The organism is Mycoplasma sp. 13536 (assembly GCF_055523495.1).
Window position 1 is genome coordinate 1 of sequence record NZ_JBVFVC010000002.1, and the last position, 23160, is coordinate 23160.

Below are 23160 nucleotides of genomic sequence, written 5' to 3' on the forward strand. Positions count from 1 at the left end.
AGTAATTAAAATAATTGCAAAGTCTTATCATAAACAACACAGCTTCACAACTAGACAATTAATTATCAAGTGGAAGATTGTTAACTTGTTTAGGGATTTATTTAGCATTGGTGTTTTAATAGGAATGATAGTTACACTTTATTATTTATTTCCTAGTATTTCACAAATAATTAATAATGCATTTAAAGACTTTACAAATTATATTGTGTACATTGTGTTGGTAGTTATTTTAAGTCCACTAATTGGGTTTAGTATAATAGCATATCCTACATCTTTTATTTCTTTATATTCTGCTGAAATATATAATGAAATACTACAAAAGGAAGGCAAACAATGGAAGAAGGGTGGCTTTATATTTTTTGTTGTTTTTATTTATTTTAAGGGTTGATATAACATTTTGGATTTAGAAAAAGATATAAAAAAACAAAAAGTTAAAGAAAAACAAAATATAGGATATCTATATAATACATTAAATAAAGAAACAATAATTAAGTTTATTTGGCATACTTCCGCCATACTCTCTTTTGCTTCTGCACTCACTTTAGCAATTAAAAGAATTAATTTTATTGGTGGTTTAGACATCAATACAATATTAGGTTTTTGGTTATTTCTTGGATGTTTTATTTATATAGGCTATTTTGCACCTCGTTATATTGCAAATATCATGTTATTAAAAACATCAACTAAACATATAAAAATTATGTATATAATTGATTTGATTGTTCCCATCTTATCAGTTTATAATATTATAAATTATCGTAAAAAGAAAGAGATTTATAACGGAATAAATTAACAATAATTTTTGCCAAAAAAACAAAGCAACGTTCGGATAAATTAGCCGAATGTTGCTTTACTTATCTAATAATTTTATATGTTACTTATTCATTAATTCTGATTCTTTTTCTTTTGTTAACAAATTGATTTTTTCGATATACTCATCAACTAATTTTTGAATTTTATCTAAGTATTGCTTTTGTTGATCTTCGGATAACTCTCCGTCTGATTTAATATTTTTATTTATATTTTGGCGAGCATTACGAACTCCAACTTTAGCTGCTTCAGAAATTTTGCCAAGGCTTTTAATTAGTTCTTTCCTACGTTCTGTTGTTAAAGTTGGAAAATTTAAACGTACTTGGTGCCCTTCATCAATAGGCATAACCCCTAAATTAGCTTTTTCTAAGGCTTTATAAATATCTTTAGTAGTTGTTTGGTCGTAAGGTTTAATTAGCAGTTGTTGTGGTTCAGGAACACTAATGTGAGATAATTCCTCAAGTGGTGTTAAAGTATCATAATAATTAATCTTTATACCCTTAATTATTTGTGGATTTGCTCGCCCTGTTGAAATCTTAGACATTTCAAATCTTAAATGACTAATTGGTTTTTCTGCAGTATCTTCAAAGTCTAATATATATAAATCAAGTTCCATTATTTTGTTACCTCTGTATGTTTAATAGATGAATCAAGTACTCTTAAAATTGAGTTATCTTCTAATAAGTTAAAAATTATTAAGTCAATATTGTTATCGCGTGCCATACTAGTGGCTGTTAGGTCCATAACTTGTAATTTATTTTCCAAAATTTGGTCATAAGTTATTTTGTCATAACGTTTTGCACTTGGGTTTTTTTTAGGATCACTATCATAAACTCCATCAGTTCCATTTTTCCCCATTAAAATAACTTCGGCACCTATTTCAGCCGCATAAAGAGTTGAAGCTGTATCGGTTGTAAAAAATGGTCTACCGGTTCCCCCAACAAAAATTACAACTTCCCCATCTTTTAAATATTTAATTGTTTTTTCATTTACATAGTTTTCGGCTATCTTAGGATCTAAACTTAATGAGCTTTGAACTCTTGATTTCAAACCCACAAGTTCAAAGCCACTACGAAGAGCTAAACCATTCATAATAGTTGCTAACATTCCAATATAGTCTGCTCTATTACGCGGGATCCCGTTTTTTTCCGCAGAAGCTCCTCTTCAAAAATTGCCACCACCAATTACAATTGATACCTGGATGCCTTTATTTACTATTTCTTTTAATTGTAAAGCTATTTTCTTAACTAATTCGTTATCAATAGCTAAATGTTTTTCTTTATTTGCAAAACCTTCACCAGAAAGTTTAATTAAAATCCGTTTGTATTGTTTCATAATCTTCCTAAAGATAATTAAATTTTATATTTAATCTATAATATTTTATAAAAAAATATAAATTATTTTAATTTTGCCCAAATTTTCTTTCTTGCTGTTTAAGCAGTCTTTGAATATTTGCTTTATGAGCAAAAATAACAATTCCAGCATTAAAGATATAAAAACATATAGTAATGATATTTGTGTTATACTCAACGCCAGAAACTCATGATAATGGCCCTGAATTAACTCAAGGAATTGCTATAAAAACAATCATAACTAAAGATGTTAACACACTAGCTAATGAAACATATCTTTTTCAAAACATAAGGCCAAAGAAGAAAATTGCTGCAATTGGTAATAAAACAATGTTAATTGAAATTAATAAACCAACTGAGCCAGCAACACCTTTGCCACCTTTAAATTTATAAAATACCGGATATACATTACCAAGTAAAACACCAATTCCGCCTAAAAGAGGAATTAAATATAGTTTTGAATATAATAAACTTACGTCTTTAGTTTTACGTATAAATTCTTCAGTTATTGCATCATTTACTAATTGGCTAACTAAACGACATAATAAGACAACAATGAATGTTTTAAAGATATCTATTAACAAAATAATAATAGCTGATTTTTTGCCATAAACTCTAAGAGAATTTGTAGCACCAGCATTTTTTGAATAATACAATCTTAAATCTGGCTTTTTAGTGAGTTTCCCAAATAAAATTGAAGTATTTAAAGAACCCAATAAATACCCAAATAAGAAGAATGTTAAATTAAGTAACATGGTTAGAAATATTTGCATTTTTAAACTCCTTTAAAATTTTAACCTAAAATATTATATAATTTATTTTAAGATGCAAAATAAAGAAAAATATAATATAAAAATTGTAGAATTGCCTGAAAATGTTCTGCGTAAGCGATCATTAGATGTAACATTACCATTATCTAATGAAAATATTGAGCTTGCTAAACAAATGATTTATCATATCGATACGTCACAAAGTGGCGAATCTGAATTTCGCCCTGGTGTTGGTGTTGCAGCCGTACAATATGGAATTTTAAAAAATGTCTTTTATATTTATTTAACTGATTCACAAAACAATATTATATTCAAAGATGTACTTTTTAATCCAAAAATTATATTTCAAAGCAAATCTTTGGTTGCTTTAAGTGATGGCGAAGGTTGTTTGAGTGTTCCTGAAGAACACCCAAATCAAGAAGGTTATGTACACCGCAGCAAAAGAATTATTGTTGATGCTTTTAGTTATTTAGAAAATAAACATATGAGATATGAAGTTACTGATTATTTAGCAATAGTATTTCAACACGAATTAGATCATTTAAATGGTAAATTATTTATCGACAGAATAAATCAAAAAAATCCATGAAAAAAACAAACAAAGGCAAAATATTTGTAAAGAAAGGAAAAAATGTCAGAAACATTAAAAAATTTATTAATAAAATTATCAGAGTTATTTAATAACCAAAACTCAACAACATATGTTTTACTTATATTTATAGCAGCATTGTTAATAAGTTTTGGATTTGGCTTTTTATATGGTTTTAAGTGAACTATATTTAAAATTTCCGCAATTGTAATAACAATTGTAACATCAATTATTATATACGGAGCTTTATCAAGTTATATTAATAATTCGCAGGATAGTGATATAAGATCATTAAAAGGAGTGATTCCATTGCTAGTTTCTTTACTATCAATCATTATCTATCTCTCTGCAAGAAGTTTATTTTTTGTAGTTAACAATATTTTACACTTCATCCCTAAATTTAGACGCAAAAGAAAAACAGCAAAACATAAATGATTAAAGAGAGTTTCTTTTGGTATAACTAATGCCATTTCAACAATACCAGCTGGTTTATTAATGGCTAATGTTATGCTTGTTTCTTCAAAAAATGAAGACAGTTCAACAAACACAGTATCAAATATTGGAGTAAAAATAATGACTGGAGGGAAAGGAGAATCATTTGCTTCATTATTCTCAAAAGTAGATGATTTTCAAAAAGTAGTTGAAGGCTTATCAGACTCAACACTTTGAAGTAAAAACTATTCAACACTAAGCAAAGAAGAAAAGGAAAGGGTTGATAAAGCACTTAGTGAAATTTCAAAAGTTATTAATAATGATCGTATCTTCGATATTGTGATTCCTGTCTTGCAGGAAAAATCAAAAGAATTAAAAATTGAAAAGAATTTAGAAGACATTATTGATAAAGCAATTTCTAGAATGTCTGCAGAAAGACCTGATTATCTTACAGCTAATTCAGACGAGAAAAAAAGGGAAATCTTAACTGATTATTTAACTAAAAATATAGATAAATTATACAACGAAGCTAAAACACTAGATTCTAAACTTGATGATAAAATTTACATTATTAAAAATGTTGCTGCTAATTTAGAAGATAAAACTCAAAAGAATTTAGTTGAAAAACTAGATGAAATAATAGAAAGCGAAAGTTTAAGAAAAAAAGCTGATGTTGGTAAATCGTTAGATATCTTTATTAAGTTTTTAAAAGATAAAGCTAAAAGCAAAAAACCACAAAATTCATCAAGTAATAAAGATGAAGATCAAGATTAATATTTAAATACATATGTTTAAACCAAAACAACAAGATTTACCCATAAACAATGAACAAACGATTAAAAATCCTCATATAAAGAAAGACTTCAATCCAACAACCTTTAAAATAATAAAAAACGAGACAAAAACAAGGATTGTATCACTATTATTTTGATTATCTGTTTTAACAGTTTGTTTAATTGGAATTGGTTATAATGCCCTAACACATTTAAACACAGAATCGCTCGGAATTGGTCTTTACATCCTTATTTCGATTCCTGGATTTATTTCGTTATTCTATATAACCAAAAATACAATTAAAATCTTGCAATGAAAAAAAATCAACAAGAAGTACAAAGACAATTTTTCAAGCAATGATATTTCTTCAAGTCCTGTTTTTGCAGAATTATACCGTTCACTAATTTTAAAAAGGCTTCGTATAACTTGGTTAATAATCTTCTTTTTCACATATTTTGGATTGTTTAATATCTTAATTTTTTCATTAAAAGATCAAATTATTGAAATCGGTAGCCCATTTTCGCCACAAGAAAATACTAGCTTTAATATACACTTTATCCTTAATTTTAAACAAGTATTTAATCAATGATTTAAAAATACAAATTTACTGTTAATAATAAATTTGTCAATTATGATTAGTGCTCTTGCATTTTATATTTTTAGTTTGTTTTATGACAAAAAAAGAGCTGATGATATAATAAATAACTTTAATTCAAATGAAGCAGCAGTGCAATTACAAAATGTAGTATATGAACAAAAAATCCAAGAAAATAAAATTTGAATTAAATCATACGTTATAATTTTTGTTTTAACTATTTTATTACCATTTGTTTTAGTAATTTATTTAGTTTATCGTGGTATAGTAAGGAGAAAAAAATAATGAAATTATTAGTAATCATCGAAGATAAATTTAAAGATGTAGAATTAGTTACCCCTTTAACTATCTTTAAAACATCACAAAAATTCACTCAAATTGACTTTTATAATCCAAATCTTAAGGAAGCACATGGAAAAGATAATCTTGCACATATAAATAACATTTGTAACAATATTAATATAGAAGATTATGATGTTATATTTGTTCCTGGAGGGCCTGGTGCACAAACTTTAAGAAAAAATGTTGTATCGCTAAATTTAATTCGTAAACACCACGAATTAGGAAAACCTATTATAGCTATTTGTGATGCTCCAAACGTCTTAAAAGAAGCAAATATAATTAAAAATAATGCCTTTGCTTCATATCCTTCAGATTGAAGCAAAGAATTAAGAAAACAAAATTGAATTGATTCCTTGACAAATTATAATGAACATAAATTTACAACTGGAAATTCACCATATGCATCAGCTCGATTAGCATTCATTGCACTAATTAAATTATTTGGATACGAAGTTGCTTTAGAAACATATAAAATTTATGCGGGTAAGCCAAATGCATCAGAAATTGTTTTATAAAAAACATATGAACAAAAAAAGTTAACATAGTTTTATGTTAACTTTTTATATATTTATTTTTATTTAAAAATTTCTAATAAATAAATTTTCTTTTTTCCAACATGTAGTAATGAATACTTATTATCTCAAAAATTGCTATACATTAAAAACTCTTCAGAAATAGGAATTAAATTTACTTTAAGAGAGTTATTAGTAATAAACTCCCTTGCTTCTCTTTTTGATTTAAGAACATTAAATTTTATTAATTCTTCTACTAAATTAGTATTTTCTTTAATAGATAAACAATTTAAATCTTTTTTTAATAAAGATATTTGATGTGTTGTTATGCTATTTAAATCTAAGTCTTTATTAAATAAAATTTCAGAAAGTGTTTTACATTTTGTTGCGTCTTCAATATTGTGAACATCTTTAATAACTTCAAATGCCAGAGTTTTTTGAGCTATTCGTAACTTTGGATTTTCTGTGTGTTGTTGTAAAATATCTTCAATTTTATTTAATGGTATGAAGGTTAATCATTTTAATAACTTTTCAATTTCTGAGTCTGGCTGGTTTAATAAAAATTGGTACATATCATATGGTTTGGTCATTTCAGGATCTAGCCATAAGCTACCACCACCTGTGGATTTACCAAATTTATTACCACTTGCATCTGTAAGCAAATTACATGTAAAAGCAAAAGCCTTATGGTCAATACCTTCTTTACGAGATATAATCTCAAGCCCTGTAGTGATATTTCCCCATTGATCAGATCCACCAAATTGACCATGAACATTTTTATCGACATAAAGTTTATAAAAATCCCATCCTTGTATTAATGTATAACTAAATTCAGTAAAACTTAATCCATTTTCTAACCTTGTTGCGATCGAATCTTTAGCTAGCATATAAGTGATATTAATTGATGAACCTACATCTCTTAAAAAATCAAAAACATTCATGTTTTTATATAATTCTAAATTATCAAAAACTTCTAAACCGAATTTTTGCAATTGTTTTACAATAAATGATTTATTTTGATTAATACTATCTTGGTCTAATAAAACCCTTTCTTTCGAACGAAAGGTGGGGTCACCAATCATTCCGGTTGCTCCACCTACAACAGCTAAAACATTAATACCAGCTTGTTTTAAACGTAACATTGTTGCGATTTGAATATAATTTCCTAAATGAAGGCTTTGTGCAGTTGGATCAAACCCAGCATACACATAAGCATCTTTTTCGATATTTTTAAATTTATCCAAATTAGTTACATCTTTTAGAATTCCTCTATTTTTTAATTCATTAATTATCATGTTTTATAATAAATTCCTTCCCAATATCTTCAATATCTCCAAAAATCAATCCTTGCTTATTAATTGATAAAGTTTGGTACCCTGCTAGCATACCATTACTTTCAACATCCATTACCTTTCCAGGTGAAACGTTTAACCCTGGATATGTGGTAGAACCTGGCAAAGCACAAACCAAAACACAACCTTCAAGGGAGTCAAGGGTATTTGTAACAATTTGAAACTCCTTTTTAGAATCACTTACAGTCAACACAAAAAGTTTTTCAGATTTAGGGTGAACTACACGTTTAATAACTTTAACATAAACAAATTGAGGTTTGTCATTAATAATTAAATTATTTTCTAATGCTATCTTATTAATCGCCACTAACTCGCTTAATTTAGTAGTATAAAATTTATCATTTTTAATGTTATATTTTAAATTATTTAACACATTTATGCTTTTAACATTGTTGTTTTTATCTATATTGAAAACTAAATCATCAACAATAATTCTTTTTGTATAAACCAATCTAGAATCAATAAAAATTATTGAGTTATTTTCAAAATGTTTGTTTATATTATTAATAATAATCATGTTTAAAATTATAACAAATTTTATATAATAGATTTTATGAAAGATATAGCAATAGTTGTCGATTCAGCTTGTGGCCTAGATAAACATCAAGCAGAAAAACTTGGATTCTATTTTTTGCCACTTCAGATCGAAATGAATGATGTTGTTTATAATGATGGTATTGATTTAAATACTAAAACATTTTTTGATAAATTCAACTTAAAAACTAAAGGAGTAAAAACATCTGCTACGCCAATAGGATATTCTGAAAACTTAATTAAGTCTTTAGTAAATGAATATAAACATGTGGTTGTTTTTCCAATCTCAGAGAATTTATCAAGTCAATATAGTTTTCTTAAAATTGTTTCAGAAAAATATCCAAACGTGCACATAGTTAAATCAGTAGACGTTGCACAAACAATTTTATTTAGAATTAATAAGTTTTTAAGTTATCTTGATAAATTAGGCCTTGATAATTCTATAAAAAATGCTAGCATATGGAATGATTATGAATTAGATATTACACTTGTCCCTAAGTATAATGATTATTTAGTAAAAGGTGGTAGGCTATCAAAACCAGTGGCAACTTTGGCAAAATTACTTAAAATTGTGCCACTAATTAGATTTAGTGATGGTATATTAAAAAAACAAGGCAAAGGACGCCTCTTCTTAAGATCATTACAAAATGCCATAGATGAAAAAATGGAAACATTCAACAATGATGACGAGGTGATTTTATTAGGAGAAAAAACAGAAGAAGCAAATTATTTACTAAATTATTTGGATGAAAAATACAATATAAAAACTAATATAATTCCGATTCCAAACGTTATCTCAATTCATACAGGTCCTGAAGCAATTGTGGTTATTAAAGGCACCAAAATCAAAACAACACTAGAAAAATACTTTAATAATGAAAATTTATAATTTAACTGATGAGACACAACTTGATAAAGTTGTTTCTTTTTGACTACCTATAATTCAACAAAAAAAATATTTATTGTTAAATGGTGACTTAGGGTCGGGTAAAACTACATTCGTAAAATATTTAGCAAAACATCTAGGTATAAAAGAAAAAATTAATTCACCTTCGTTTAATTATATGAAAATGTACACCGGCTTAATTCATATTGATTTATACAACTTTAAAGGTGATATTGAAGAATTCGAGGATTATTTTGAAAATAATATCGTTGCAATAGAATGATCAAATTTACATGATTTAAAATTTAAAGAATATGTTATGGTTAATGCAATATTCAACCATGGCGGATCTCACACATATCAAATTGAGGCTAAATAATGAATTTATATTTAGATACTGCAACAAGTGATTTTTTAATAATTTTATTTAACAATAATATAAAAATAATTGATCACATTTATATTAAAGATGTCCCTAAAAAAGTTAATTTATTAGTTGAAAATTTTGAACTTATTTTAAAAAGAAACTCACTAAATACTTATGATATAAAGAGTTTTTATTTAAATTTAGGTCCTGGTTTTTTTACTGGAATTCGTATTTCCTTGATTTTTTTAAGAACAGTCGCATTAATTCATGGCCAAAAAATCTTTACTACATCTACCTTTAAAATTCTAAATTTTATTAATCCAAATTTAAATGAAATGTTTTTAGATGCGCAAGGTGACAAAGTATTTTATTTAAATAAAGCAAATTTTAGTAAAGAAAATTATATAGATAATATTGAGATTATACCAAAAGATAATCAACTCATTAATAAAGTTGATTATAATAAATTCATTAATGAGTTTTCTAATTCTATGACAATTTTTCAAGAAGAGTCGGATTTATTAAATATAAATCCATATTACATAAAAAAACCACAAATAGGTAATAAAAAATAATGAGAATATTAGGTATTGAAACATCTCACGATGATACATCTTTAGCAATATTAGAAGACGGAAAAATATTAGATATGTGGACTATCTCACAAATTAATATATTTAAAGAATTTGGAGGAACTATTCCTGAATTAGCTTCTCGAGAACATATTAAAAATATTTCAATTATCCAAAAACTTATTCAAAATAAATATGATTTAAATACTGTAGACTATATTGCATATACCAAAGAACCCGGCTTAATTGGTTCTTTACAAGTTGGATATTTATTTGCAAGTGCATTATCAATAAGCTTAAACAAACGAATCATACCAATAAACCATTTAGATGGCCATTTTCTTTCAGCAACAATTGACCATAAAGTTACGTTTCCTGCTCTTTGTTTATTAGTTTCTGGTGGGCATACTCAAATATTATATGCCAATGATATTGATGATATTAATATCATTGGGGAAACCTTAGATGATGCTGTCGGGGAAGCTTTTGATAAAGTTGCAAATAAATTAAATTTAGGATTTCCTGGCGGCCCAATCATTGACAAAATACACCAATCTTATAATGGTGAATATATTAGTTTTTCAAAACCAAAAACACAAGATGAATTTGATTTTTCATTTAGTGGATTAAAAACACAAGTGCTTAATTTTATTAATCAATGTCAAATGCGCAACGAAATTATAAATAAAGAAAAAATAGCAGCAAGTTTTCAACAAACAGCAATTGAGTATTTAATACAAAAAACAGTTAAAGCACTACAAAAATACCCAATAAAAACTTTAATGTTAGGCGGGGGAGTTAGTGCTAACAAATATTTAAGGTCACAATTTAGCAAATTACATCCTAATACAATTATGCCAAATTTAAAATATGCAACAGATAATGGTGCAATGATAGCACAAACTGCTTATTTAAAAATACTTAAAACTAAAAAATAGACACATTTTCAATAAATAAATGTGTCTATTTTTTATGAAACTTATATGTATGGTAAAATAGTTTTATGAATTCAAAAAATGATATTTTAAAAAAAATTATAGAATTAACTAAAAATATTAACAAATGAAATAACGAATATTATAACTTATCAGATCCAAGAATTTCTGATGCTAAATATGATTTAGAGTTAATCAAATTACAAACTCTTGAAAAGCAATATCCCCAATATATCCAACCTGACTCTCCAACACAAAAAGTGGGCGGAAACTCATTAAATAAATTTAATGAGTTTGTACATAATAAACCAATGTTATCTTTAAATAAAGCTCACTCAAAAGAAGATATTTTAAAATTTATAGAAAATACAACTAAAAACAAAAATCAAAATATTTCATATAGTTTAGAGCCAAAAGTTGATGGTATTTCAATTGCTTTGCATTATAAAGGTGGTAACCTAGTTAAAGCAGTTACTCGAGGAACTGGTCTAGTCGGTAGTGATGTCACAAATAACGTTAAAGAAATTAGTGACATTCCTAAAAAAATTAATTTTGCTGATGATTTAGAAGTAAGGGGCGAGATCTACCTACCAAAAAGTGAATTTGAAAGATTAAACAACCTAAGATTAAAAAATAATGAAAAATTATTTGCTAACCCCCGTAATGCTGCTTCTGGTTCAATTCAACAAATTAACAATAGTAACATCAAAGAAAGGAATCTTGCATCAATTATTTATGATGTGGTTGATTGTGATAAATTAAATTTAAAGTTACAAACACAAGTAATAAAAAAGTTAAAAAATCTAGGTTTTAAAACTAATCAATATGTTAAAGAAGCAGGTAATTTTGACGAAGCTTGGGATTCTATATTAGAATTCCAAAACTTAAAAGATAATTTAGAATTTGAATGCGATGGTTTTGTTTTAAAAGTTAATCAAATTGATCTTTGAGATAGTTATGGCCAAACCTCTAAATTCCCAAAACATGCAATAGCATACAAATTTGAAACAGAAGTGAAGCATTCAATTATAAAAAATATAATTCCTGCAGTTGGACGCACTGGAAAAATAAGCTATGTTGCGGATATAGAACCAATTAATTTATTAAAAACAATAGTAAAAAGAGCTACATTACATAATTTAGATTTTATTAAAAATATGAATATAAATATAGGTGATGAAGTAAGTATAATAAAATCAGGCGAAATAATACCTAAGATTATTGGTGTAAAAGCAAAAAATGTCAAAGATTACTATAAAGGTATAAATAATTGTCCTTCTTGTAATTCACAATTAATTAATTTAAATAATTTGGTTGATCAGTTTTGTTTAAACTATTTGTGCAAAGAAAAGCAAAAAAAACAATTAATTCATTTTGTTAGCAAACATGCTTTAGATATTCAAACTCTCGGTGATAAAATAATTGATATTTTCTTTGAAAAAGGTATTCTAAATAGTTTTATTGATTTATTTAATTTATATAATTACAGAAGTGTAATTTTGACCTATGAAGGGTTTAAAGAAACCAAAATAGACAAAATAATAAATGCTATTAATGAAAGCAAACAAAAAACACCATTTTATAAAGTTTTATATGGTTTAGGAATTAAACATGTTGGTTTACGAGTGGCTCAACTTTTAAGTTCTAAAATAAATAATTTTCAAGAATTAATAGATATAGATTTAAATGAATTTCAATTAATTGACACAATTGGGCAATCAATTTTAGAAGAAATAGAAAAATATCGCACAGATCACAAAGAATTACTGCTAAACCTTGATAAAATTTTTACTTATAATAAAGCAGACGATAAACAAACAAAGAAATTATCAGACTTATCTTTTGCTATAACAGGAAAATTATCAAACCCCAGAAGTTACTATGAAAAATTAATTATAGATAATGGAGGAAAATATTCAAATTCAATTTCTAAAGACCTTTCGTATCTTATAACAAATGATTTAGATATAAATAGTTCTAAATTTAAAAAAACAAAAGAATTAAATATAAAAATAATTAATGAAAATGAGTTCTTAGATTTAATAAAATAAAAAATATTTGCTTAAATTAGCAAATATTTTTTCTTTAAACTGTTTATTTCGTGGAAAATTATCTTTTTATTTCTTTTAAACGAGCACTCTTACCTTTACGGTCTCTCATATAGTACAATCTTTTTCTGCGAACTTTGTTTGAACGAACAACTTCAATATGAGCTATTAAAGGTGAATTAGTAGGAAATGTTCTTTCAATACCAACACCGTAAGAAATTTTTCTTACGGTAAAACTTTCTCTAGTTCCTGATTCTTTTTTAGAAATTACTAAACCTTCAAAAATTTGAATACGTTCTTTTTCTCCTTCGCGAATACGAACATGAACTTTAACGTTATCTCCTGTTTTGAATACAGGTAGATCAGTACGTAATTGTGACTTTTCTACTAGTTCTAAGAAATTATTTCTCATTATTAATCCTTTCGATAATATCTGGTCGATTCTTCTTTGTTTTTAATATTTGTGCTTCTTTTTTTCATAAATTAATTTCTTTGTGATTCCCACTGAATAATACTTCTGGAACTTTCATTCCTTTATAGTCTCTTGGCCTTGTGTATTGTGGATAATCTAATAATCCTTCGTTTTGAAATGAATCATTTATATAGGATTCTTCTTTAATAACACCTGGCAAAAGCCTTAAGATTGAATCAGCCATTACCATAGCAGGTAATTCACCACCAGTTAATACATAATCACCAATAGATAATTCTATATCAACTAAATCTGTAATTCTTTCATCAAAACCCTCGTAACGACCGCAAATAAACGTTATTTCTTCTTTTAGAGATAAATCATTTGCAATTTGTTGATTAAAAACCTTTCCTTGTGGAGTTACTAAAACTTTGTAACCACCGCGGTTTTTTAAACTATCTAGTGCTAAATCAATTGGTTCTATTTGCAGTAAAAGGCCGTGCCCCCCGCCGTAAATTTCATCATCAACTTTTCTATGTTTATTTTTAGAAAAGTTTCTAAAATCTATAGTTTCGATTTGGATTAAGTTTTTTTGTATAGCTTTATTTATAACGCTTTCTTCGCTAAGTGGTTTTATGTAATTTGGGAATATTGTTAAGAAATTAATTTTCATAGCAAAATATTATTTTTGTTTTTTTAGTAAACTAGCAACTGTATCAGTTGGTTTTGCACCTAAAGAAAGTCATTTTGTAACTAATTCATTGTTTAGAACAAGTTCTTTTGTTTTTGGATTGTAATGCCCAAGTGCTTCGATAATTTTACCGTCTCTGGGAGCTCTTGCATCAGCTGCTACGATTTTGTAAACTGGTCTGAATTTACTTCCCATTCTTTTTAATCTAATTTTTACCATTAGTGATAATCCTCCTTGTCAAGTAAAACTGCTTTACAGTTTGTTTACATATTATACACATAAATGCTAAGATTTATTTAAAATTTTAATAAAAAAAAGCAAAAAAATTATTTGCCTTTTTTACTCTACTTCGAGTATTTTTGTATTATTTATTCATATTATATCGCCGGCCCTTGCTTTTGTGTTTTTTGAAATAACCTTTTCTCCGTTTATTGTTACTTCATTATCTTCCAAAAAGAATTTAGCTTGGCCTCCTGTGTCTATTAGTTTTGTATATTTTAGTAATTGCCCGATTTTTATAAATTCTTTTGTAATAGGGATTTTCATTAATACCTCCTAATAGGGGTGATTAATTGTATGTTTCCGTTGTTTTTATCACCAACTATATATACTCTTTTTTCGTCATTTGTTACACATAAATATATATATTCCTCGTTAAATGCTCCAAGAGCATCCTTTATATAATGTCAGTCAATATCTATGTCAAATGATCTTCCATTATATTCAAAATTAGTTGTTGAATGTTGTGAAATTCCTATTTCAGCAACTTCAAAGCTAGTTTTTATTTTTTCAGTGGAAACAGAAAATTCAAGTCTTTTTGTTTTTTCAGCATTATAAAACACAGTTTTGTTTATTATTTTTAATAATTCTTCTTTTTTGATTTTTATATTTTTTGTATTGGAAAATCTTATTAATTTTTCAATATCATGGTATTTTAAATTCACAAGGTGTGTGAAAATTTTAGTATTATTATAAATAATTCCAATTTTATTTTTATTTATAAATAAAGTTATATTTGTAGGCATTTCTTTGTGGTATAACTTTTTGAAGTTTTTGGAATCAACATTTATGTTTAAATTTGATTCTTTGTTAATTTCTAATAAATGGGTCGACAACCTGAAACTATCTGAAGCAGTAATTCTTAGTTTTGTATTTTCCGATTGAATGTTTATAACTTTTGTGGTAGGGTTTGATGTTATGTTATTTCCTTTTTCTTGGTTTAAATTAGATGATATATAAACATTGTTTATTGTTGTTAATAAATCATTTGAGTTTATTTTGTAAGTAGATTCAACTAATGAAAAATCAAAATCAGGGTATAGTTTTTCATTCAAGAATACCAAAGTATAGTGCGTATTATTTTCAAAAACCTCTAAATTATTTTCTGATTTAAAGAATGTAATATTTTTTTCGAATTTTTTTATTAAGTTTTTTAAAATAGTTGCATTTATCAATAGTTTTCCGGTTGTTTCTACTTTTAAATTTTTTTCGTCTATTTTAATTGTTTTTTGAGCAGCTATATTTGTATTCCCGGCTGTAAAAATTAATTTGTCAAAATAAAGTTCAATTAAAATACCTCTAAATGGCAAAAATGTATCTAAAGGTTCTACGTACGCTGATAAAAAATCTATTGTATCTTCTATTAATTTTTTTGAAATTGTGAATTTCATTTTAACCTCCAATATTAATATTATTATATTTTGTGCTTTTTGGGTTAAATACAAAAAAATATCAAAAATACATATTTATTTTGTAAAAAAAACACTTTTTTGCAAAATTAAAATTGTGAATAACTTTTATTTAGTTGTGTATATCTCGTTTTTTATTTGGTTTAATACAAGTTTAATGGAAGAATATATTTCTTCATTTTTCTTTTTTTTCAAAGCATTCAAAATTGTAGTATGATCTTTATTTAAGTAGCGTCCAATTTCAGTTGAAGACATATTCAACATATCATCCATTAAAATAATAGCAATATGCCTGGCAATAACAATCTCTTTCTTTCTAGTTTTCCCCATAATTTCTTTAACACTGATCTTATAGTATGCTGAAACTTTCTTGATAATCACTTCGGGTGTTAGTTCCGCTATTTCCTTAAACCTCTCTTTAAAGATTTTTCTAATAACGCTAAATACATAATCACTTTTTATAAGATCATCATTATAATATTTTATCTTTGTTATAGCGCCCAACAAAGATCTTATTGAACCTCCGAATTCTTTAACAACAAATAATTTAGACTCTTTGTCAATTATTTTTGGATCAATGTTGTTTCTTTCTAATAAAAAATTTAATATATTATCAATTTCATTTTCGGCGGGCTTGCTGATTTTGCTTATAAAACCTGATTCAAGTCTAGTATACAAACGATCTTCAAACTGAAGCTTCAATTCTTTTAATTCTTTTTCTGATGAAATAATTGTAGGAACATCTTTTTGCATACGGGCTTCGATTATTTGGTAAATAAAATTCTTGGTTTGTTTTTTTTGACCTTCTCCAAAGATATGAAAATCATCAAAAAGAACAATATCAGCATTAGTTATATAGTTAATTAATTTAGTTATATTATTCGTTTTATTATCCTGGATAGCCGTAAGTATTTTTTTATTGAAAATTAAAGGAGTTATATATATTGATTTTTTACCACTTTCTTCTATTTTTTTGCCGATAGCTTGTAATAAATGGGTTTTTCCACCACCTGAAGGCCCAGATAAAAAAAAGATATTAAAATCTACACTAAGTTTTGATATGCTTGTTCCAATATCAACAGCTTCTTTATTAAATCCGCCCTTTAAATAATTTTCGAACGTTGATTTATCTGAATAATCATTTTGAAAATAGTTTTTAGTTTGCTTTGGTTGCTCAATTATTTGTTCTAATGCTTGTTCAGTTTTTTTATGGTCTTTTTCTGTAACAATTTTATATTTTATAAATTTGCCAAATACTTGCTCTACTGACCTATCAAGACTTTCTTTATAAATATTCAAATAAATTTGCTCTGAATTTTTATTGTAATTTTTGAAACTTAGTAAAAGTTCTTGCGATTGTATATCTAAAATTTCTACATCATTAAAAAAAGTTTTATAAATCATATTGTCTTTTACTTCGCTTGACAAAAATTTTCTTAATTGTTTCGTCCTAATATTTTTATCAACATCTAAGTTTGTTTCATTGACTCCTATCATATTTTTAAATTTTATAATATTTTTTATTTTATAAATAAAATATTTAAAAATAACTTGTTAATAAGTAATTTTAATTCACACCTTTACTAACAAGTTATTAAAATGTTGATAACTCTGTGAAATATTTGTGAATTTCTAATTATTAAAAATTATTTTATAATTTATTAAATATATGAGTAATTACCAACTAAAGACCAATGAAGAACACTATGTTGCTACACCTATTAAAGTATTAAAAAGTAGTCCTGCCCAATTATGAGCCCTATTAATGTGTGAAACAGATAAAAAAGAAAAAATAGTCGTTTATGCTTCGAAAAATATACCAAAACTTTTTGAAAGTTACGATTTTATTGTTACAAAATCGATTAAAAGCCAAAATAATAATTATGTTTTGGTTAATTTTTATACTAGACCTAAAACAGTTGATCGTGAAACAGAGTTATACAGATACTTAAAACTAACCCCAAAAGTGGGGTTTGTTGCAATAGACAAAATTAAAACACATATTGGTTTTATAGATTTTTATACAAACGTAAAGAATGGTGATTTAACCAATGAAGATTTTGCTAGTTTTTTGTCAACTAAACAAAAAGAAATGATAAAAAACATTTATGAAGAACATAAAGATAAAATAAATCAATTAATTGATGTAAATAATGTCGTTGATGAAGAGTTGTTCTTTTTTGAATTAAATAAAATTCAAAATTTATATGAAAAAATTAAGTATTTAAATTCTAATGTTAAAGATTTATTAACTCATTACAAAGTCAATAATCCTTATAATTTGTTTTTAATTAATAAATTAAATTTACAGGATGTAGATACTTTTGCTTTAGCATTAGGATATCGAACTAATTCATACGAAAGATTAGAAGCATATTTAAACTACTCAATGGCCTTTTTAGAAGAAAATAATTCAACCTTTCTTTTTTCAAAGGAAGTTATTGAGTTATTACAAAAAACTTCTAATTTATATGATCATATAGTTATTGAAGAATTTTTAAAGGATATGATTAATAAAGGGGTAATTTTATCTGTTGATAATTTGATTTGCCGAAAAACTACTTATGATAAAGAGAATATGGTAACCTTCTGGATTAATAAAATAAAAGATGTAAAACCACTCAAATTAAAAATTTTGCCAAAAAAAGATTTAAATTATTTATCCGACAAACAAAAAGAAGCCTATTACGAATCTTTAAATAATAATATTAATATCATAACGGGTGCCCCAGGTACCGGGAAAAGCAATATCATTAAACATTTGCATGATACTTTAAAAAAATCTAAATTTAAACTTGGAAAAGATTTTATGATACTTGGACCCACCGGGAGAGTTTGTGCTAATTTATCGAAAAAACATGGGTTTGTTACAAAAACAATACATAGTTTTTTAAGTATTCCAACTGATGATGAAAAAGTTACAAAAAGTATTGAAGATTTTAACGATATAAAATGTTTAATAATTGATGAATTTAGTATGGTTAACTTAAATATTTTTTATTTACTTTTATCAGTATGTCAAAACTTGCAAAAACTAATCTTACTTGGAGATGTTAACCAATTGCCTGCAATTGGTCCAGGTAACTTGCTACATGATTTAATTGATTCGCAGAAAATTTCAGCAACTTATTTAGAAGAGAATTTTAGGGCTGAAAGTCAAGAAATCATTGATTATACAAACTTTATTAATTCTCTTGGCGATTTTGAAAAGTTAAATTCTGATACTAGTTTTAAAGATTACTTAAAAAATAATTTGAGTGCAAAAATTACTGAATTAAATCAAAAAACAAAAGAAATTATATATACAGATTTTTGTAATTATCAAGGAACTAAATTAACTAAAAATAGTGTTTCATTAAATATATATAACGATTACCTAAATGATTTAGCTGACTTATTTGTAGAAAAAGTAAATAAATATGATTTAAATAATGTGATTATCATTTGTCCAATGTATAAAGGCTTTTTTGGTATTGATAAAATTAACGAGCAAATTCAAAATGTGTATAATAGAGATTCAGAAGTAATATATAAGTATAAAATAAATGAATTAGAATATAAATTTAAATTAAATGATAAAGTAATTCAATTAGTCAATAGATATGATGAAGGTATTTCAAATGGCGATATTGGATATATTGAAAAATTTATAAAAAATTCCGCAAACAACAAAGAAGAGATTCATGTTAGATATGATGAAAAAATAATTATTTATTCTAAAGATGAATTTAAAAATGAAGTTAAATTAGCTTATGCGGTTACCGCACACAAATTTCAAGGAAGTGAAATTAATTGCTGTATTTTTGTTGTGCACCCAGCTCACCAAAAAATGCTATATAAAAAACTTGTCTATACGGCTACTTCTAGGGCTATAAAAGAATTAGTTATCTTTGCACACACAAATAAAATTTATTCAACAATTTTTTTAAAAGAATTTTTAAAACCAAGAAATATTATTACAAACTTAAGTTGGATGTTAAAGGAGTAAGATGAAATTAATAGTTGGATTAGGAAACCCTGGAATTGAATATAAATACACAAGACATAATGCTGGATTTTTAGCAATTGATCGAATATGTGAAAAATTAGGGATTACCTTAGATATAAATAGATTTAAAGGTGAATATAAAAAAGTTGAGGATTTAATTATCGCAAGGCCTTTAACTTACATGAATTTATCAGGAGAATTTGTTCGAGACCTGGCAAATTTCTATAAAATAAATTCTGATGATATTATGGTAATTCATGATGAAAAAGATATTGAAATTGGTAAAGCAACTATAAAAGTTGGAGGAAGCGGAGGAAGTCATAACGGTGTTAAAAATATCATTCAAAATCTCAATAAAGAAGATTTCAAACGTATTAAAATTGGAATAAGTTCTCCTTTTGAAGGTGAACTAAAAAATTTTGTTTTAGGAAAATTTACCGAGCCTGAAATAAAGGAATTAAATATGGTTTTAGAAAAAAGTGCAGATGCTGCTATATTATTTGGTTTCAATGATATTTATACTGTAATGAATAAATTTAATGCTAAAAACAAAACTAAACCTAAAAAATAACAAAATTCTTATTGCTGTAAGCGGAGGACCTGATAGTATGTTTTTATTAAATAAATATAAAAATTATAAAAACATACTAGTAGCTTGTGTTAATTATAATCAACGTCACGATAGCAATGTTGATTATAATATTGTTAATATTTTTTGTCAAAAATATGATATTCCTTTTTTTGGTTTATCGCTAAATAAACTCGATTATAAAAAAGGAAATTTTCAAACTTGGGCACGGGACCAAAGATATGCATTTTTTGAAAAAATATATAAAGAAAAGAATTGTAATATTTTATTAACTGGCCACAATCTTGACGATTTTTTAGAAACTGCAATTTTTCAACTTTCTTCAAACCGTGATGTTGAATATTATGGAATTCGTAAGATTAACCATTATAAAGGTATGAATATCTTTAGGCCCTTGCTCTTTAAATATTTTAAAAACACTATTCTTAAAAAAGTAATTAAAAATAAGATACCATTTCAAAAAGATTATACAAATGATGTTCCAAAATACACCAGGAATAAAATAAGAATTGAAAATAACAAAAAAAGTAAGTTAAAAAAAATAAGTTTTTTATCACAAATATTAATGAAAAACTTATTTTTGAGTTTTAAAAACAAAAAAATATTAAACGAATATAAATGTTGAGAAAATAAAAAATTCTCCCAAGATATATTTTTACATTTAAAAAACAAAAAAGACTTGGTTTATAAGTTTATAAATAGTAATTATGAAAATATAAAATTATCTAATGATAAAATAGAAAACATTGTTAGTTTTATTTTAAGTAAAAAAAGAACAAATTCATATAAATTGAATGATAATTTTTATCTCAAAAAACAAAAAGGGAATTTATTAAAAATAAAACAATAACTTTTAAATTTATTTTATAATATACTTAATATATTTGTTACAGAAAGGAAGGTATGAAAAATAAAAAAATAATAATCTGAATAACTATATTAATTTTATTAGTTTTAGGTATTGTTCTTTATTATGTATTAACTAGAAGAACAACTGGAAATGAATTAAGTATAAGTCAATTAATTCTTAGATTAGAAGCAGCTGCTAGCGACACTGAAGACAAGAACTATTTTGTATCAATTGTCTATGATCCATTTAAAAACACAATTAACACTGTTTTAACTAATGGTGATAAAACTGAAAGTGCTGTTACATATGGGAAAATAAATGAAGTTTATACTTTAATAAATAATTACCAAGATGTAATGAGAAAAGCAGTTTTATTCACTAATAATGCAAATAATTCAACACAACTTGGGCAAGTTTGGTCAGTTAAAACTCCAGAACAAAGTATTTTTACATCAATACTTATATCATTAATTCCTACAGCATTATTTTTATTTGTTATTTACTTTGTTTACAGAGGACAAAGCAAAATGATGAATGGACAAGGCGGAATGTTTGGCGAAAAATCACCGGCACAAATCATTAAATCCGATAAGAAATTTAAAGATGTTGCTGGTAATAAGGAATCAATTGAAGAAATTAAAGAAATTGTTGATTATCTTAAAAATCCAAAAAGATATGAAGAAGCAGGAGCAAGGATGCCAAGAGGTATTTTGCTTGGTGGTCCTCCTGGAACTGGTAAAACTTTATTAGCTAAAGCTACTGCGGGTGAAGCTAATGTACCATTTTACTTTGTATCAGCATCTAACTTTGTTGAGTTGTTTGTTGGTATGGGTGCAAGAAGAGTTAGAAGTGTAATTTCTGAAGCTAGAAAGAATGCACCAGCAATTGTATTTATTGATGAGCTTGATGCAATTGGTAGAACAAGAGGTAGCGGTATTGGAGGCGGGCACGATGAAAGAGAGCAAACATTAAACCAACTATTAGTTGAAATGGATGGTATTAAAGAAAATTCAGGTCTTTTGTTCGTTGCTGCAACTAACCGTACTGATGTCTTAGACCCTGCTTTAACAAGACCAGGTCGTTTTGATCGTGTTATTACGGTTGGATTACCAGATGTTAAAGAAAGAGAAGAAATCTTAAAATTACATGCAAAAGGAAAAAGATTTTCAAGCGATGTTCAATTCTCTAATGTTGCAAAAAGAACACCTGGTTTCTCAGGCGCTCAATTAGAAAACGTTATTAATGAATCTGTTTTATTAGGTGTTCGTGAAAGATCTGATGTTATAACATTAGAAATTATTGATGAAGCAATTGACCGCGTAATGTCAGGTCCAGCTAAAAAATCAAGAACTATTACAAAACGTGAATTAACAATGGTTGCTTATCATGAAGCAGGTCATGCAGTAGTTGGAATTAGAATTCCAGGCGGAAACAAGGTTCAAAAAATTACTATTATCCCTCGTGGTCAAGCTGGTGGATACAACTTAATGATGCCTGAAGAAGAAAAGTACAACTATTCTAAGAAAGAATTGTTAGCATCTATTGCTAGTTTTATGGGTGGTAGGGCTGCTGAAGAAATTATTTATGGTGCCGATAATGTTTCTACTGGAGCATCTGATGACATAAATAAAGCTACCTCTATTGCACGCAGAATGGTTACTGAATTTGGTATGAGTGACTTAGGTCCTATTAAATATCAAGAAGAATCTGGGTCTCCATTTTTAGGTAAAACTTTAGCTACTAGTTCATCAATTTCTAACCAAATTAGTCATGAAATTGAATTAGAAGTTCGTAAAATTATTTTAGAAGCTAAAGAAATTGCCCTTAAAGTAATTAACGAAAATAAAGAATTACTTGAATTAATTAAGACATTACTTTTAGAAAAAGAAACAATTATTTCTGAGGAAATTGAATACATTGCTAAAAACTTAAAACTTCCACCTAAACAAGAAGAAGTTAAAAAAGAAAATAAACCAATTGATTTAGATTCTTTAATTTCTCTAACTGAAGACAAACCAAAAGAAGAAATTGAAGCAGAATCGCTTGAAGAAACTAACACACAAGAATAATAA

Annotated in this window: 25 protein-coding genes; 14 read left to right on the forward strand and 11 right to left on the reverse strand. The window is 26.2% G+C overall.

All coding sequences use genetic code 4. From position 1 onward, the window contains the following. The coding region (locus AC0B4N_RS04140; protein ID WP_465102569.1) for a hypothetical protein at positions 1-793 on the forward strand (793 nt) is incomplete at its 5' end. Positions 794-874: 81 nt separating this feature from the next. On the opposite strand, the gene frr is transcribed toward AC0B4N_RS04140, so the two are convergent. The 3 genes from frr to plsY form a co-directional block, all read right to left on the reverse strand. Further along, positions 875-1426, reverse strand: a complete 552-nt coding sequence (frr, locus tag AC0B4N_RS04145; RefSeq protein WP_465102570.1) for a ribosome recycling factor — start codon at positions 1424-1426, stop codon at positions 875-877. Further along, positions 1426-2145 (reverse strand): UMP kinase, encoded by a 720-nt coding sequence (gene pyrH / locus AC0B4N_RS04150; protein ID WP_465101108.1) that lies wholly within the window; start codon positions 2143-2145, stop codon positions 1426-1428. Before pyrH ends, frr begins: the two co-directional genes overlap by 1 nt. Before the next feature lie 67 nt (positions 2146-2212). Next, complete coding sequence (gene plsY / locus AC0B4N_RS04155; RefSeq protein WP_465102571.1) at positions 2213-2935, reverse strand: glycerol-3-phosphate 1-O-acyltransferase PlsY; 723 nt, start codon at positions 2933-2935, stop codon at positions 2213-2215. A 52-nt stretch (positions 2936-2987) separates the two neighbouring features. On the opposite strand from plsY, the gene def reads away from it, so the two are divergent. Genes def through AC0B4N_RS04175 form a run of 4 tightly spaced genes read left to right on the forward strand, consistent with a single transcriptional unit; the run spans position 2988 to position 6179 of the window. Further along, positions 2988-3551 carry a peptide deformylase gene (def, locus tag AC0B4N_RS04160; RefSeq protein ID WP_465102572.1) on the forward strand — a complete coding sequence of 188 codons (564 nt, stop codon included), beginning with the start codon at positions 2988-2990 and terminating at the stop codon, positions 3549-3551. Between the two features lie 12 nt (positions 3552-3563). Then, complete coding sequence (locus AC0B4N_RS04165) at positions 3564-4727, forward strand: hypothetical protein (protein WP_465102573.1); 1164 nt, start codon at positions 3564-3566, stop codon at positions 4725-4727. A gap of 13 nt (positions 4728-4740) precedes the next feature. Further along, positions 4741-5607 carry an MSC_0882 family membrane protein gene (locus AC0B4N_RS04170; RefSeq protein ID WP_465102574.1) on the forward strand — a complete coding sequence of 289 codons (867 nt, stop codon included), beginning with the start codon at positions 4741-4743 and terminating at the stop codon, positions 5605-5607. Then, positions 5607-6179, forward strand: a complete 573-nt coding sequence (locus tag AC0B4N_RS04175) for a DJ-1/PfpI family protein (RefSeq protein WP_465102575.1) — start codon at positions 5607-5609, stop codon at positions 6177-6179. The genes AC0B4N_RS04170 and AC0B4N_RS04175 overlap by 1 nt, the downstream gene beginning before the upstream one ends. Positions 6180-6238: 59 nt before the next feature. Here AC0B4N_RS04175 and tyrS read toward each other — a convergent pair whose 3' ends face one another. Together tyrS and tapR are read right to left on the reverse strand one after the other, a co-directional pair. After that, positions 6239-7471, reverse strand: coding sequence for a tyrosine--tRNA ligase (gene tyrS / locus AC0B4N_RS04180; protein ID WP_465102576.1), 1233 nt, complete (start codon positions 7469-7471; stop codon positions 6239-6241). After that, positions 7461-8045, reverse strand: a complete 585-nt coding sequence (gene tapR / locus AC0B4N_RS04185) for a TyrS-associated PheT N-terminal domain-related protein TapR (protein WP_465102577.1) — start codon at positions 8043-8045, stop codon at positions 7461-7463. The genes tyrS and tapR overlap by 11 nt, the downstream gene beginning before the upstream one ends. Positions 8046-8081: 36 nt before the next feature. Here tapR and AC0B4N_RS04190 point away from each other — a divergent pair, with 36 nt between their 5' ends. The 5 genes from AC0B4N_RS04190 (at position 8082) to ligA (ending at position 12873) form a co-directional block, all read left to right on the forward strand. Then, on the forward strand, positions 8082-8951 hold the full coding sequence (locus AC0B4N_RS04190; RefSeq protein ID WP_465102578.1) for a DegV family protein: 870 nt from the start codon (positions 8082-8084) through the stop codon (positions 8949-8951). Then, positions 8938-9327, forward strand: coding sequence for a tRNA (adenosine(37)-N6)-threonylcarbamoyltransferase complex ATPase subunit type 1 TsaE (gene tsaE / locus AC0B4N_RS04195; protein ID WP_465102579.1), 390 nt, complete (start codon positions 8938-8940; stop codon positions 9325-9327). The genes AC0B4N_RS04190 and tsaE overlap by 14 nt, the downstream gene beginning before the upstream one ends. Further along, complete coding sequence (locus tag AC0B4N_RS04200) at positions 9327-9890, forward strand: tRNA (adenosine(37)-N6)-threonylcarbamoyltransferase complex dimerization subunit type 1 TsaB (protein WP_465102580.1); 564 nt, start codon at positions 9327-9329, stop codon at positions 9888-9890. Before tsaE ends, AC0B4N_RS04200 begins: the two co-directional genes overlap by 1 nt. Then, positions 9890-10825, forward strand: coding sequence for a tRNA (adenosine(37)-N6)-threonylcarbamoyltransferase complex transferase subunit TsaD (tsaD, locus tag AC0B4N_RS04205; RefSeq protein ID WP_465102581.1), 936 nt, complete (start codon positions 9890-9892; stop codon positions 10823-10825). Before AC0B4N_RS04200 ends, tsaD begins: the two co-directional genes overlap by 1 nt. A 65-nt stretch (positions 10826-10890) precedes the next feature. Then, complete coding sequence (gene ligA / locus AC0B4N_RS04210) at positions 10891-12873, forward strand: NAD-dependent DNA ligase LigA (RefSeq protein ID WP_465102582.1); 1983 nt, start codon at positions 10891-10893, stop codon at positions 12871-12873. Between the two features lie 58 nt (positions 12874-12931). Here the strand turns inward: ligA and rplS are convergent, their stop codons facing one another. The 6 genes from rplS to AC0B4N_RS04240 all read right to left on the reverse strand — a co-directional run bounded on the left by rplS (position 12932) and on the right by AC0B4N_RS04240 (position 17158). Further along, complete coding sequence (gene rplS, locus AC0B4N_RS04215; RefSeq protein ID WP_465102583.1) at positions 12932-13282, reverse strand: 50S ribosomal protein L19; 351 nt, start codon at positions 13280-13282, stop codon at positions 12932-12934. Then, positions 13272-13955: a tRNA (guanosine(37)-N1)-methyltransferase TrmD gene (gene trmD / locus AC0B4N_RS04220; RefSeq protein WP_465102584.1), complete on the reverse strand. Its 684-nt coding sequence runs from the start codon at positions 13953-13955 to the stop codon at positions 13272-13274. The genes rplS and trmD overlap by 11 nt, the downstream gene beginning before the upstream one ends. 9 nt (positions 13956-13964) lie before the next feature. Then, on the reverse strand, positions 13965-14192 hold the full coding sequence (rpsP, locus tag AC0B4N_RS04225; protein WP_465102585.1) for a 30S ribosomal protein S16: 228 nt from the start codon (positions 14190-14192) through the stop codon (positions 13965-13967). 120 nt (positions 14193-14312) lie between these two features. Further along, positions 14313-14519: an RNA-binding S4 domain-containing protein gene (locus tag AC0B4N_RS04230; protein ID WP_465101092.1), complete on the reverse strand. Its 207-nt coding sequence runs from the start codon at positions 14517-14519 to the stop codon at positions 14313-14315. After that, positions 14519-15643, reverse strand: coding sequence for a DNA polymerase III subunit beta (locus tag AC0B4N_RS04235; RefSeq protein WP_465102586.1), 1125 nt, complete (start codon positions 15641-15643; stop codon positions 14519-14521). The genes AC0B4N_RS04230 and AC0B4N_RS04235 overlap by 1 nt, the downstream gene beginning before the upstream one ends. A gap of 126 nt (positions 15644-15769) precedes the next feature. Continuing rightward, positions 15770-17158, reverse strand: coding sequence for a DnaA ATPase domain-containing protein (locus tag AC0B4N_RS04240; protein ID WP_465102587.1), 1389 nt, complete (start codon positions 17156-17158; stop codon positions 15770-15772). Between the two features lie 172 nt (positions 17159-17330). On the opposite strand from AC0B4N_RS04240, the gene AC0B4N_RS04245 reads away from it, so the two are divergent. Genes AC0B4N_RS04245 through ftsH form a run of 4 tightly spaced genes read left to right on the forward strand, consistent with a single transcriptional unit; the run spans position 17331 to position 23157 of the window. Then, positions 17331-19649 carry an AAA family ATPase gene (locus AC0B4N_RS04245; protein ID WP_465102588.1) on the forward strand — a complete coding sequence of 773 codons (2319 nt, stop codon included), beginning with the start codon at positions 17331-17333 and terminating at the stop codon, positions 19647-19649. Position 19650: 1 nt separating this feature from the next. Then, complete coding sequence (pth, locus tag AC0B4N_RS04250; RefSeq protein WP_465102589.1) at positions 19651-20220, forward strand: aminoacyl-tRNA hydrolase; 570 nt, start codon at positions 19651-19653, stop codon at positions 20218-20220. After that, positions 20189-21088, forward strand: coding sequence for a tRNA lysidine(34) synthetase TilS (gene tilS / locus AC0B4N_RS04255; RefSeq protein WP_465102590.1), 900 nt, complete (start codon positions 20189-20191; stop codon positions 21086-21088). Before pth ends, tilS begins: the two co-directional genes overlap by 32 nt. Positions 21089-21141: 53 nt before the next feature. Beyond that, positions 21142-23157, forward strand: coding sequence for an ATP-dependent zinc metalloprotease FtsH (ftsH, locus tag AC0B4N_RS04260; protein ID WP_465102591.1), 2016 nt, complete (start codon positions 21142-21144; stop codon positions 23155-23157). Positions 23158-23160: the final 3 nt, after the last annotated feature.